The 13,458-nt window shown below is 73.5% G+C and carries 9 protein-coding genes; 7 read left to right on the top strand and 2 right to left on the bottom strand.

All coding sequences use genetic code 11. From position 1 onward, the window contains the following. The first annotated feature begins 48 nt into the window (after positions 1–48). From AB5J51_RS27705 to AB5J51_RS27690, 4 genes are all read left to right on the top strand, one after another. Entirely contained in the window at positions 49–621 is a 573-nt protein-coding gene (locus AB5J51_RS27705) for a hypothetical protein (RefSeq protein ID WP_369778927.1), read from the top strand. Between the two features lie 114 nt (positions 622–735). Further along, positions 736–2,397 (top strand): multicopper oxidase family protein, encoded by a 1,662-nt coding sequence (locus AB5J51_RS27700; RefSeq protein ID WP_369778926.1) that lies wholly within the window; start codon positions 736–738, stop codon positions 2,395–2,397. 125 nt (positions 2,398–2,522) lie between these two features. Beyond that, positions 2,523–3,845: a DUF4352 domain-containing protein gene (locus tag AB5J51_RS27695; protein WP_369778925.1), complete on the top strand. Its 1,323-nt coding sequence runs from the start codon at positions 2,523–2,525 to the stop codon at positions 3,843–3,845. Between the two features lie 64 nt (positions 3,846–3,909). Next, positions 3,910–5,664 (top strand): NAD+ synthase, encoded by a 1,755-nt coding sequence (locus tag AB5J51_RS27690; protein WP_136224524.1) that lies wholly within the window; start codon positions 3,910–3,912, stop codon positions 5,662–5,664. A gap of 106 nt (positions 5,665–5,770) precedes the next feature. Here the strand turns inward: AB5J51_RS27690 and AB5J51_RS27685 are convergent, their stop codons facing one another. After that, positions 5,771–6,799, bottom strand: coding sequence for an endonuclease/exonuclease/phosphatase family protein (locus tag AB5J51_RS27685; RefSeq protein ID WP_053785061.1), 1,029 nt, complete (start codon positions 6,797–6,799; stop codon positions 5,771–5,773). Between the two features lie 340 nt (positions 6,800–7,139). On the opposite strand from AB5J51_RS27685, the gene panB reads away from it, so the two are divergent. From panB to AB5J51_RS27670, 3 genes are all read left to right on the top strand, one after another. After that, entirely contained in the window at positions 7,140–8,000 is an 861-nt protein-coding gene (gene panB / locus AB5J51_RS27680; protein ID WP_030291569.1) for a 3-methyl-2-oxobutanoate hydroxymethyltransferase, read from the top strand. A 110-nt stretch (positions 8,001–8,110) separates the two neighbouring features. Beyond that, positions 8,111–9,145: an ATP-binding cassette domain-containing protein gene (locus AB5J51_RS27675; RefSeq protein ID WP_199827963.1), complete on the top strand. Its 1,035-nt coding sequence runs from the start codon at positions 8,111–8,113 to the stop codon at positions 9,143–9,145. After that, positions 9,142–9,993 carry an ABC transporter permease gene (locus tag AB5J51_RS27670; RefSeq protein WP_053785060.1) on the top strand — a complete coding sequence of 284 codons (852 nt, stop codon included), beginning with the start codon at positions 9,142–9,144 and terminating at the stop codon, positions 9,991–9,993. The genes AB5J51_RS27675 and AB5J51_RS27670 overlap by 4 nt, the downstream gene beginning before the upstream one ends. Before the next feature lie 59 nt (positions 9,994–10,052). Here the strand turns inward: AB5J51_RS27670 and AB5J51_RS27665 are convergent, their stop codons facing one another. Continuing rightward, on the bottom strand, positions 10,053–13,397 hold the full coding sequence (locus AB5J51_RS27665) for a BTAD domain-containing putative transcriptional regulator (RefSeq protein ID WP_369778924.1): 3,345 nt from the start codon (positions 13,395–13,397) through the stop codon (positions 10,053–10,055). Positions 13,398–13,458: the final 61 nt, after the last annotated feature.

The raw sequence follows: 13,458 nt of genomic DNA, 5'->3' as shown, positions 1-13,458 counted from the left end.
CGGACCCGGTCCTACGATCAGATACCCACCCGGGGTAGGGTTCCGCCCATGACGCGCCCTGCCCTGCGCACCGACCGGCGAGCGGCCCGGTGGCCCCGGCTGCTGCTGCTCGCTGCGCTGCTCCTGGGCATCGTCACCATGCACACCCTGGGCCATCCGAGTCCGTCCCACACCATGGAGGACGCGGCTCCGGCCGTCGCCGTTGCCTCGGCCGGGCGCGGCGCCGACCACACGCCGGGCCACGCGTCGGCCGGCCTGACGGGCACGGGCGCGCGCACGGCCACGGGCACGGGCACGGACGCCGGCACCGGCACCGGCACCGGCACGGACGTCGACACGGGCACGGACCCCGGCACGGTCTCCGCCCCCGTCCCGACGCACGCCTCCCACGACCGGGGGTCCGCCGTCGAGGCCCCGCCGCCCGGCTCCGGCATGGACCCCATGTCGGTGTGCCTGGCCGTACTGGGCGGACTCACCCTGCTGATCCTGGGCGCCGGACCGGCCGGCCTCCGCGACGCCGCGCCGCTCGGGGGCGCGGCCCGCGGGCCGCGCCGGTCCGGCGGACCCGACCCGCCGTCGCCCCACGAACTCCTGACCCGGCTGGCGGTACTGCGCGTATAGCAACGGGCCGGCTGCCGCCCCTGCATGCCCGCGCACGCGCCCCGCGTGCAGGGCCCGAGCGGCGGCAGCAGACGGCGCCCATCCGCTCGTACGACCACACCACGAGGTGCTCCCATGCGCTCTCTTCCCAGCCGTCCTGCCCGCCCCACCCGCCGCGCCGTTCTCGGCGCCTCCGCCGCCCTCGCCGGTTCGGCGCTGCTCGCCGCCTGTTCCGACGGCTCCGGCGGCTCCGACGGCTCCGGCCCGGACCACGGCTCCATGAACCACGGCGGGTCCTCCGCCGCCGCGCCGGGCGGTTACGTCGACCCCGCCGGGCCCGAGGTCCAGGCCGCCGAGGCCGCCCGCAAGGCCACCGGACCGGTCTCCGAGGTCAAGCTGACCGCCACCGCCACCCCCCTCGACCTCGGCGGCGGCCTCACCGTCCGCTCGTGGGCGTACGGGGACCGGCTGCCCGGCCAGGAGGTCAGGGTCACCGCGGGCGGCACCCTCGCCCTGACCCTGGCCAACGACCTCCCGCAGGCCACCTCCCTGCACTGGCACGGCCTCGCCCTGCGCAACGACATGGACGGGGTCCCGGGCCTGACCCAGCGGGACATCGCGCCGGGCGGGTCCTTCACGTACCGGTTCGCCGTCCCGAACCCGGGGACGTACTGGTTCCACCCGCACTCGGGCGTCCAGCAGGACCGCGGCCTCTACGCCCCGCTCATCGTCGAGGACCCGAAGGAGCCGCTCTCGTACGACAAGGAGTGGGTGGTGGTCCTGGACGACTGGGTCGACGGAGTCGACGGCTCCACCCCCGACGCGGTCCTGGCCGAGCTCCGCAAGGGCATGGACATGCAGTCGGGCGGCGGGCACGCCGGCCACGGCGGCGCGGCCCCGCAGACCCCGCCCGGCGGCGGACCCTCGCGCCTGCTCATGGGCGGGGAGAGCGAGGTCCTCGGCAAGGACCCGGGTGATGTCGCGTACCCGCACTACCTGGTCAACGGGCGGACGGCGCAGGACCCGTCGGTCTTCACGGCCAGGCCCGGCGACCGGATCCGGCTGCGGATCGTCAATGCGGGCGGGGACACCGCCTTCCGGATCGCCCTCGGCGGCCACGAACTGACGGTCACCCACACCGACGGCTACCCGGTGGAGCACGCGAAGACCGGCTCCCTGCTGCTCGGCATGGGCGAGCGGTACGACGTACTGGTCACCGCGCAGGACGGGGTGTTCCCGCTCACCGCACTCGCCGAGGGCAAGGAGGGCAAGGGCGGGCCGGCGTCCGCGCTCGCCCTGCTGCGCACGGGGGCGGGGGCGGCGCCCACCGCCGCGACCCGGCCCGCCGAGCTGGCCGGGAAGCCGCTGACGGCGGACCGGCTGCGCGCCGCGGAGCCCGCAGCACTCGCGCCGCGCGAGCCGGACCGCACGATCGGGATCAAGCTGACCGGGGGGATGGAGAAGTACGACTGGGCCTTCGACGGCAAGCCGTACACGGCCGACCAGCGGCACCCGGTGAAGGCCGGCGAGCGGGTCCGGCTGGAGTTCAACAACTCGACGACGATGTGGCACCCGCTGCACCTGCACGGGCACACCTTCGCGCTCGGCGGCGGCCGGGGCGGCGCACGCAAGGACACCGCGCTGATCCTGCCTGGGGGTACCTCCCGGACGAAGTCTGGGGGAGGGACGCTGACGGTCGACTTCGACGCCGACAACCCCGGGCTGTGGATGGTGCATTGCCACAACGTGTACCACGCGGAGGCCGGGATGATGACGGTGCTGGGGTACCGGCGGTAGCCCCTGCGCGGGGTGCGGCTCCCGGCCTGCGGGCCGGGGGCCCAAACCCTCTTGGAGCTCTACGGAGCGCATGGCAGGCTTGGTGATCACCGCGCACGCCACCCCCGTGAGGACTTCCGCCAGGTATGAGCACGCCCCCGAACCCGCCCAGCAGCCCGTCCGGTCCGCCGACGGAGCCCGCGGGCACGCCCATACCGGAGCCGGCCCCGGCGCCCTCCGCGCCCGAGCCGGCGCAGCCGCTGCCGCTGTCGCTCCAGAAGTCCCCGGTGCCGGAGCCGGAGCCGACGCCGGAACCGGCCCCGGAGCCCGCGCCGACGCCGGAACCCGAAGCCCGGCCCGAGCCGGCGCCCGCGCCCGAGCCGACGCCCGAACCGCAGCCCCAGCCCGTGCCGGCTCCCACGCCCGAACCGCAGCCCGAGCCCGTGCCGGCCCCCGCGCCGCAGCCCGCGCCCGTGCCGGCCCCCGCGCCGCAGCCCGCGCCCGCACCCGCGCCCGTCGACGCCTTCGCGCCGCCCGCGCCCGCCGATGCCTTCGCGCCGCCGACCGCGCCCCAGTTCGCGGCTCCCCCGGCCCCCTCGTTCGGCGCGCCCGTGCCGCCCGGCGGACCCGGCGCGCCCGTGCCGCCCGGCAACCCCTGGGGTGCCCACGCCGGCCCCGGCGCCGGCCCCGGCAACCCCTGGGGTACGCCCGCCCCCTCCACCGCCACCAACGGCCTGGCCGTCGCCGCCCTCGTCATCGGCATCGCCGCCGTGGTCGTCGGGCTCATCCCGTTCGTCTTCTGGCTGGGCTCCCTCCTCGCCGTGATCGGCATCGGCATCGGCATCGGCGCCCTCGTCCGCGCCTCGGACGGCGCCGGCCGCAAGACGATGGCCGTGGTGGGCACCGTGCTCGCCGTACTGGGCTTCGGCGCCTCCGTCGGCGGCTTCCTCCTCACCGGCCTCGTCATCGAACGGGCCGGCGACCGCCTCGACGACGACTGGGACCCCCCGGCCGACCTCCGCCGCAGCACGCCGCCGGTCCCGAAGGCCTCGCCCATGCCTTCGCCTTCGCAGGTCCCCGGCATGACGACCCCGCTGCCGTTCGGCGAGACGTACACGTACCCGAACGGCATCAAGGTGACCCTCTCGACGCCGAAGAAGTACGTCACCAAGAACAAGTACTCCCAGGTGGGCAACGCGGTGGAGATGACGCTCACCATCACCAACGGCTCGTCCGCCGCGCACAACGTCATCTACGCGATGCCCAACGTCCGTGACGAGAAGGGGATGACCGCCAAGCTCGTCTTCGACGGGGACGTCCCGAAGATGATCAAGGGCGACATCCTGCCGGGCGAGTCCGCCAGCGGGGTCGTGGCCTTCGAGGTGCCCGAGGGCACCGAGCGCATCAGCGCCGACATCTCGCCCGGAATCATGATGCCCAACGCGAAGTTCAGCGGCTCGATCGGCTGACGGAAGCGCACGAGAAGTGCGGGCCCCAGGACATCGCGTCAGAAAGACGATTAGACTGGGTCCCGTGCCTCAACTTCGCCTCGCTCTGAATCAGATCGACTCGCAGGTCGGCAACATCGCCGCCAACGCCGACTCGGTCGTCCACTGGACCCGGCACTCCGCCGAGCAGGGCGCCCACCTGGTGGCGTTCCCGGAGATGATGCTGACCGGGTACCCCGTCGAGGACCTCGCCCTGCGCGGCTCCTTCGTCGAGGCCTCCCGCACCGCGCTGCGCGAACTCGCGCAGCGGCTGGCCGTCGAGGGCTTCGGCGAACTGCCGGTCGTCGTCGGCTACCTCGACCGCTCCGGGAAGGCCGCCCCGCGGCTCGGCCGCCCCGCCGGATCCCCGGAGAACGCGGCCGCCGTGCTCTACGGCGGGAAGGTCGCCCTCCGTTTCGCCAAGCACCACCTCCCCAACTACGGCGTGTTCGACGAGTTCCGGTACTTCGTGCCGGGCGACACCCAGCCGGTGATCCGGGTGCGCGGCGTCGACGTGGCCCTGGCGATCTGCGAGGACCTCTGGCAGGAGGGCGGCCGCGTCCCGGCCACCCGCTCCGCCGGGGCCGGCCTGCTGATCTCCGTCAACGCCTCCCCGTACGAGCGCAACAAGGACGACCAGCGCCTGGAACTGGTCCAGAAGCGCGCCCAGGAGGCCGGCTGCACCCTCGCCTACCTGGCGATGATCGGCGGCCAGGACGAGCTGGTCTTCGACGGCGACTCGATCGTCGTCGACGCCGCCGGCGAGGTCATCGCGCGCGCCCCGCAGTTCTCCGAGGGCTGCGTCCTCGTGGACCTCGACCTGCCCGCGGCGCGGGCCGACGCGCCCGAGGGCGTGGTCGACGACGGCCTGCGGATCGACCACGTGATCCTCTCCGAGGAGCCGGTGGAACCGTACGAGCCGGTGGTCACGGGCGGCTACGCCGACCGCCTCGACGACGACGAGGAGGTCTACGACGCGCTGGTCGTGGGCCTGCGCGCGTACGTCAAGAAGAACGGGTTCCGCTCCGTCCTGATCGGGCTCTCCGGCGGCATCGACTCGGCGCTGGTCGCGGCCATCGCCTGCGACGCGATCGGCGCGCAGAACGTCTACGGCATCTCGATGCCCTCGAAGTACTCCTCGGAGCACTCCAAGGGCGATGCGGCGGATCTGGCCGACCGGACCGGCCTGAACTTCCGTACGGTACCGATCGAGCCGATGTTCGACGCGTACATGGGCTCGCTGGGCCTGACCGGCCTGGCGGAGGAGAACCTCCAGTCCCGGCTGCGCGGCACCATGCTGATGGCGGTGTCCAACCAGGAGGGCCACATCGTGCTGGCCCCGGGCAACAAGTCGGAGCTGGCCGTCGGCTACTCCACCCTGTACGGCGACTCGGTGGGCGCGTACGGGCCGATCAAGGACGTCTACAAGTCGGACGTGTTCCGGCTCGCGCAGTACCGCAACCGGGCCGCGGCCGAGCGCGGCGAGACCCCGCCGATCCCGGAGAACTCCATCGTGAAGCCGCCGAGCGCCGAACTGCGCCCGGGCCAGGTGGACACGGACTCGCTGCCGGACTACCCGGTGCTGGACGCGATCCTGGCGCTGTACGTGGACCGCGACCAGGGCCTGGAGGCGATCGTCGCGGCCGGATTCGACCCCGAGCTGGTCGCCAGGACGCTGCGGATGGTGGACACGGCGGAGTACAAGCGCCGCCAGTACCCGCCGGGCACGAAGATCTCCGCGAAGGGCTTCGGCAAGGACCGCCGGCTGCCCATCACGAACGGCTGGCGCGAACAGGCGTAGCCGCTGCGGGCTCGGCTCGGACAATCGGATCGGACAAGGGGCCTCACCGCCGATGCGGTGGGGCCCCTCTCGAAACCGGTGCGGACCACGGGCCTGCTTCTCGGGCCTACTTCTTCACCGTCAGCCGCGCAGCGACCGGCAGGTGGTCGCTGCCGGTGCGCGGGAGGGTCCAGGAGCCCTCCGGCGTGATCCCGCGGACCATGATCTGGTCGATGCGGGCCATCGGGAACTGGGCCGGCCAGCTGAAGCCGAAGCCGTCGCCCGCCGCGCCCTGCGTGGAGCGCATCTGCGAGGTGACCTCGGACAGGGAGCGGTCGTTCATGGTGCCGTTGAGGTCGCCGAGCAGGATGACCTTCTTCAGCGGTTCGGCGGCGAGCGCGGCGCCCAGGGCCCCGGCACTGTTGTCGCGCTGGTTGGCGGTGAAGCCGGCGTTGAGCTTGACCCGGACGGAGGGCAGGTGGGCGGCGAAGACGGCGATCTGGCCGTACGGGCTGTCCACGGTGGTGCGCATGGCGCGGGTCCAGCCCATCTTGATGTCGACGGGCGAGCTGGCGCTCAGCGGGTACTTGCTCCACACGCCGACCGTGCCCTCGACGGAGTGGTACTTGTACGTACCCGCCAGGGCCTGCTCGTAGACGGGGACGACGCTGCCCTTGAGCTCGGTCAGGGCCAGGACGTCGGCCCCGGACTTCGCGACCCGGGCAGCGGTGCCGCGCGGGTCGGGGTTGTCGGCGTCGACGTTGTGCGTGGCGACCATCAGGTTGCCGCCGGAGCCGGACTTGTCGAGGACCAGGCTGCCGAACAGGTTCACCCATACGACAGCCGTCAGCAGTATCGCGATCAGCGCGGTCGCCGACTTGCGGATCACGGCGGCGACGAGCAGCAGCGGCACGGCCAGGCCCAGCCAGGGCAGGAAGGTCTCGGTGAGGCTGCCGAGGTTGCCCACGTCGTTCGGCAGCTCGGCGTGGAAGATCATGACCAGTGAGATCAGGGCGGCCAGGGCCGCGGTCACGATCCCGCGCCGCCAGATGCCCCGGTCTCTGCGCAGCGCGGCCAGTCGGCGCCGGAGGCGGGATCCGGAGGGCTCGGGCTCCGAGCCGCCGTTCCCCGTCTCCGTCATGTACGCCTGTGCCATGCCACTGCCCTCGCTGCCGTGCTTGCGCTCCGTCCCCGCTCCTTGACCCTAGGCGATGGACGCAGCCTTCCGTGCCGTTGTTCCGGCCGTACGTCCGGGAGGACGAACGGCCGTGTGGCCGGAGTTCCGCTTGTCACGAAACGCGTACATTGCCTCTCGCGCGCGCCGAACCGCCGCGGAGGGGACCATGAGGGGGCCAGGAGTGGTCCTGGTGTGAGCCAGGAGTGTGACGCACAGGCCTTCGCGCCACTTTCGCCACGGCCCGGGCAGGTGCCACCATGGTGGGTGAGTCCGGGGACGCCGTAAGGGCGCCTCGAGATGACATCAAGGAGCAGTTGCAATGACGCATGCCGTTTCGCCTGCCCGCGAAGCCGCCTCCCCCACCCTGTACGGAGGCACGGGCACCCGGCGGATCACCGTCCGCGACCTCACTCTCGCCAAGGAGCGCGGCGAGAAGTGGCCCATGCTCACCGCCTACGACGCGATGACCGCGTCCGTCTTCGACGAGGCCGGCATCCCGGTCATCCTCGTCGGCGACTCCATGGGCAACTGTCACCTCGGCTACGAGACCACCGTCCCCGTGACGATGGACGAGATGACCCTGCTGTCGGCTGCCGTCGTACGGGGCACGAGCAGGGCCCTGGTCATCGGCGACCTGCCGTTCGGCTCGTACCAGGAAGGCGCCGTGCAGGCGCTGCGCAGCGCCACCCGCCTCGTGAAGGAGGCCGGCGTCGGGGCCGTGAAGCTGGAGGGCGGCGAGCGATCGCTGCACCAGACCGAGCTGATCGTGCAGTCCGGCATCCCCGTCATGTCCCACCTGGGCCTGACCCCGCAGTCCGTGAACGCCATGGGCTACCGGGTGCAGGGCCGCGGCGACGAGGCCGCGCACCAGCTGCTGCGCGATGCCAAGGCGGCGCAGGACGCGGGCGCCTTCGCGGTGGTACTGGAGCTGGTCCCGGCCGAGCTGGCCGCCGAGGTCACCCGGTCCCTGCACATCCCGACGGTCGGCATCGGCGCCGGCGCGGAGTGCGACGCGCAGGTGCTGGTGTGGACCGACATGATGGGCCTGACCGGCGGGAAGATGCCGAAGTTCGTGAAGCAGTACGCGAACCTCCGCGCGACCATGGGTGACGCGGCGAAGGCCTTCGCCGAGGACGTGGTCGGCGGAACGTTCCCGCAGGCCGAGCACAGCTTCCACTGATCGAACGCGCCCCGTCCGACAGCCCGCCGACGCATCGTCGGCGGGCTGTCGGCTTCCTGTCGGTCGCCTGTCGGTCCGCTGTCGGTGCGTTGTCGGTGGCGGATGGTCCCATGATGCCCATGACGCGAAACGACAAGAATCCCCAGAACGGCTCGAACGCCGTCGAGGTACGGGGACTGGTCAAGCACTACGGCGAGACCAAAGCCCTGGACGGTGTCGACCTGGACGTCCGCGAGGGCACCGTCCTCGGGGTCCTCGGACCCAACGGCGCAGGCAAGACCACCCTCGTGCGCTGCCTCTCCACCCTGATCGTCCCGGACGCCGGGACCGCGACCGTCGCGGGCTACGACGTGGTCCGCCAGCCGCGGCAGCTGCGCCGCACCATAGGCCTCACCGGCCAGTACGCCTCGGTCGACGAGAAGCTCTCCGGCTGGGAGAACCTCTACATGATCGGCCGGCTGCTCGACCTGTCCCGCAAGGACGCCCGGTCGCGCGCCGACGAGCTGCTCGAGCGGTTCTCGCTCACCGACGCCGCCAAGAAGGCCGCGATGAACTACTCCGGCGGCATGCGCCGCCGGCTCGACCTGGCCGCCTCCATGATCGGCCGCCCGGCCGTGCTGTACCTGGACGAGCCGACCACCGGCCTGGACCCCCGTACCCGCAACGAGGTGTGGGACGAGGTGCAGCGGATGGTCGCCGAGGGAGCCACCGTCCTGCTCACCACCCAGTACATGGAGGAGGCCGAGCAGCTCGCGAGCGAGCTGACGGTCATCGACAAGGGCAAGGTCATCGCCAACGGCAAGGTCGACGAGCTGAAGGCGCGGGTCGGCGGCAGGACCCTGAAGATCCGCCCCGTCGCCGCGTCCGACCTGCCGGGCATGGCCCGTGCGCTGGCGGAGGCCGGGCTCGACGGCGTGGCCGGTTCGCAGGCCGTGCCGGACGAGGGCGTGCTGCTGGTCCCGATCCTGAGCGACGAGCAACTGACCGCGGTGGTCGGCCTGCTGGCCGCCCGCGGGTACGCGATCGCCGACCTCGGCACGTACCTGCCCAGCCTGGACGAGGTGTTCCTGGCCATCACCGGCCAGCGGCCCACCTCCGTCGAGGACTCCGTTCCCACCGAGAAGACCGAGGAGGTCGCGGCATGAGCACCGTAACCACGACGAAGCCCGCTCCCACCGCGCCCGCTCCGGCCCCGGTGGAGGACCGCTCCGGCGAGGGCCGGATCGGCCTGCGCGCCAACCTGCGGCACATCGGCGCCCTGGTGCGCCGCAACGCCCTGCAGATCAAGCAGGACCCCGAGTCGATGTTCGACGTCCTGTTCATGCCGATCATCTTCACGCTGCTGTTCGTGTTCGTCTTCGGCGGCGCGATCTCCGGCAAGGGCCAGCAGGAGGCGTACGTCAACTACGTCGTGCCGGGTCTGATGGCCATGATGGGCATGAACATCGCCATGGGCGTCGGCACCGGCGTCAACGACGACTTCAAGAAGGGCGTGATGGACCGCTTCCGGTCCATGCCGATCGCCCGGTCGTCCGTACTGATCGCCAAGATCGTCGTCGAGCTCGGCCGCATGATGGTCGCGATCGCGATCCTGCTCACCGTGGGCTTCATGCTCGGCCTGTCGATCAAGACCTCGGTGTTCGACCTGCTGCTGTCCATCGGCCTGTCGGCGGTCTTCGGCGCCTCGCTGATGTGGATCTTCATCCTGCTCGGTCTCACCATGAAGACCGCGCAGGCCGTCCAGGGCATGGCCATGCTGGTCCTGATGCCGCTTCAGTTCGGCAGCTCGATCTTCGCCCCGCCCTCGACCATGCCCGGCTGGCTGCAGACCTTCACGGACTACAACCCGCTGTCCAACCTGGCCGACGCGGCCCGCGGCCTGATCAACGGGGGTGCGGTCGCCCACCCGGTGACGGTGACCCTGATCTGGTCCGTGGCCATCACGGCGGTCACCATGCCGCTCGCGGTCCGCAAGTTCCGCCAGAAGACCTGATCCGGGACGACGGTCCGTTCCGGATCGCGTCCCGGACGGGCCCCGCACGGGGGGCCGGGTCAGACGAGGGCGGTGGCCTCCTCCAGGGTGAGGCCGCCGCCTTCGGCGTACGCGGACGCGTACGCGGCCTCGCCGAGCGCGGCCCGCGTCAGCTCCTCGGCCCGGGCCGCGTCCTCCCGTTCCGTGCTGATCGGGAAGTGCTGCTGCGGCAGCAGGGCCCGGTACGCGCCGAGCAGCCGCGCGGCGTCGTACGCGTGCTGCGCGCCGCCGAGGCAGGCGTGGGAGAGGGCCGCCGTCATCAGGTACACGGCGGGCAGCTGCGGGGCGACCATCTGGGCGAGGGGGTCCTGGGCGGTCACCATGGCCTCCCGGATCATGGCGAGTGCCTCCGTGTACTTGCCCTCCTGGTTCTCCAGCCAGGCCATCGTGCCGAGCAGGAACCCGTCGAAGATGGCGAACGCGCCGAACGCGAACTCGTCGCGCAGCAGCTGGAGCTGGTGGCGGGCCTCGGCGATGCGGCCGGTGCGGCCGTAGATGCTCGCGAGGAACATCCGGGCGGCCGGCATGGCCTCGTTGCCGTAGCTCCGCGGGGTGCCCACGATCTCGTCGAGGAGCGCCTCGGCCTCGGCGACCGCGCCGTTCTCGATGAGGGTTCCGGCCATCCGCACGCGCAGGACCGTGACCTGGGACGGGGCGCCGAGCCGCTCGGCGTGCTCGATCGCGGACCGGAAGTCGTCGGCGGCCTGCGCGTACTCGCCCCGCTTCTCGCGGGATTCGGCGCGGGCGGAGAGGGCCTCGGCGCAGCCCCAGTCGTCGCCGAGCGACTCGAACAGGGCGTGGCTCTCGTCGGCGTCGCGGGCCGCGTCTCCGCACCAGGCGGGCCGGTTGGCCAGCACGTTGGCCCGTACCTGGAGGGCGGCGGCCAGCTCCCAGCGGTAGTCCAGCTCCCGGGCGGTGTCGACGGTGGCGTCGAGGACCTGCTGGAGCAGGCCGGGGTCGCCGGCGATCATGACGGCGTAGATCCACAGGCCGGCGGGGGTCCGGCAGGTCTGCGGCAGGCCGGGCCGGTAGGCGGCGACGATCCCCTCGATCTGGGCCCGGATCTCCGGTGCGTTCCAGCTCTCGTTGGTCTGGTCGCGGGAGGCGAGCTGGATCATCCGGATGCCGCGCCAGGCCTCGACGAGCAGTTCCCCGCTGTACGGCGGGGGCGTGTCCACGAGCTGCGCGTACACCGGCTCGGCGGGGGTGATCGGCGCGACGAAGGGGTCGGGGATGAGCGCGCCGGCGGCGTTGGACCAGTGCCGGGACTCGGCGCGCAGGTCGTGCATCTGCCAGTACCAGGTGAGGGAGTGGACCAGGCAGAGCACCTCGTCGGTGTCGCGGGCGGCGACGGCGCGGCGCAGCGCGGTACGCAGGTTCTCGTACTCGGCGGCGAACCGCCCCGTGGCCTCGCGCTGGTGGCGGCCGCGCAGCAACGGCTCGGTGGTGCGCGCGAGTTCGCGGTAGTACGTGAGGTGGCGGCGCTCGGTGTCGGCGCGGTCCCCGTCGGCTTCGGCCAGCCGCTCGGCGGCGTACTCGGCGACGGTCTCGAGGAGCCGGTAGCGCATGCCGCCGCTCTGGCCGGGGGCGGCGACGACGAGGGACTTGTCGACGAGGGAGCCGAGGACGTCGAGGGTGTCGGGGTCGGCGAGCGTGCCGGGGTCGGCGCACACGGCCTCGGCGGCGGCCACGTCGCAGCCGCCGGCGAAGACGGAGAGGCGGCGCAGGACGACGCGCTCGGGCTCGTCCAGCAGGTCCCAGGACCAGTCGACGACGGCGCGCAGGGTCTGCTGGCGGGGCAGGACGGTACGGGCGCCGCTGGTCAGGAGCCGGAAGCGGTCGTCGAGGCGGTCGGCGATCTGGCGCGGGGTGAGCAGTCGCAGCCGGGCGGCGGCCAGCTCGATGGCGAGCGGCAGCCCGTCGAGGCGGCGGCAGATCTCGGCGGCGGCGGCCGGGTCGTCCTCGACACTGAACCCGGGCCGGGCGGCGGCCCCCCGGTCGCCCAGGAGCCGCAGCGCGACGGGGTCGGGCAGCGGTTCCACCGGCCGCAGCAACTCCCCCGGCACGCCGAGGGGTTCGCGGCTGGTGGCCAGGATCCGGACGCCGGGGCAGCGCGCGAGGAGCTCCTCGGCCAGCTCGGCGGCGGCGCCGACGACGTGCTCGCAGTTGTCCAGGATCATCAGCATCCGGCGCCGCGCGCAGTGCTCCGCGAGCCGGTCGAGCGGCTGGTCCCCGGCGCGGTCGGTCAGCGCCCGCAGCTCCTCCGCGGCGGCGCCGCGCAGCTTGGTCTCGCGCGCGCCGAGCGCGGTGAGCGCGGCCTCGGCGACGTCCTCGGGATCGTCCACGGGAGCCAGCTCCACGAACCACACCCCGTCGGGCCAGGCCACGGCGGCGCGCTCGGCGGCCTCCTGGGACAGCCGTGTCTTCCCGGCCCCGCCGGGCCCGAGCAGCGTCACGAGCCGAGCCCGCGCCAGGTCCTCCCGGATGACCCGGATGTCCCCCTCCCGCCCCACGAAGCTGGTCAGCCGCGCCCGCAGGTTGCCCTGGCCGGGCGGTACGAGCCCACCGGCCGCCTCGCTGCCCGGGGCCGGGGCCGGGGACGGGGCCTGGGCTGGGCCCTGGTCCGGCTGCTGCGGGGCGGCGGGGGACGCCGGGGACGGGGCCAGGAGGGATGCGTGGAGGGCTCGGAGGTCCGGGCCGGGGTCCGCGCCCAGGCGGGCGGCGAGGGTGCGGCGGACGGTGTCGTAGGCGGCCAGCGCCTCTGCCGGGCGGCCCGCGTCCCGCAGTGCGCGGATCCGCAGGGCCTGGAGCGGCTCGTCCAGCGGGCGCTGCTCGCACAGGGCGGTCAGCTCGGGGAGGGCCCGCTCGGCCCCGCCCAGGGCCAGGGCCGCCGCGAGCCGGCCCCGGCGCGCGTCCGCCCGTACGGCATCCCAGCGCGCGGCCTCGGCTGCCGGGTCCGGGAGGTCTGCCAGCGCGGGCCCGCGCCACAGGGCGAGGGCCTCGTCGTACAGGGCGGCCGCCCCGGCCGGGTCCGGGGCCTCGCCCGCGGCCCGGGCCAGCCGCTCGAAGCGGTACAGGTCGATGTCGTCCCGCTCGGCGGCCAGCAGGTAGCCGCCCTCCGCGGAGCGCACGGCCTCGTGCCCCAGCGCCCGGCGCAGCCGCGCGACCAGCGCCTGGAGGGCGGCGACCGCGTCGGCCGGCGGGTCCCCGTCCCACACCTCGGCCACGAGCAGGTGCACCGGCACCGCCCGCCCCGGGCGCAGCGCGAGCGCCGTCAGCAGCGCCCGCAGGCGCGCTCCGCCGACGGCGACGGGGGTCCCGTCGTCGCGGATGGCCTGGGCCGTGCCGAGAATCGCGTAGCGCACCGGCCCATTGTCGCTGGCTCCGCCCCCGACCCCGTAATCCTTTTGGCCGTGTGCCCGGGGT

Source organism: Streptomyces sp. R33 (assembly GCF_041200175.1).
Lineage (GTDB): Bacteria > Actinomycetota > Actinomycetes > Streptomycetales > Streptomycetaceae > Streptomyces > Streptomyces katrae_B.
Note: the sequence above shows the minus strand (reverse complement) of the source record. Positions and strands in the feature narration are given on the sequence as shown.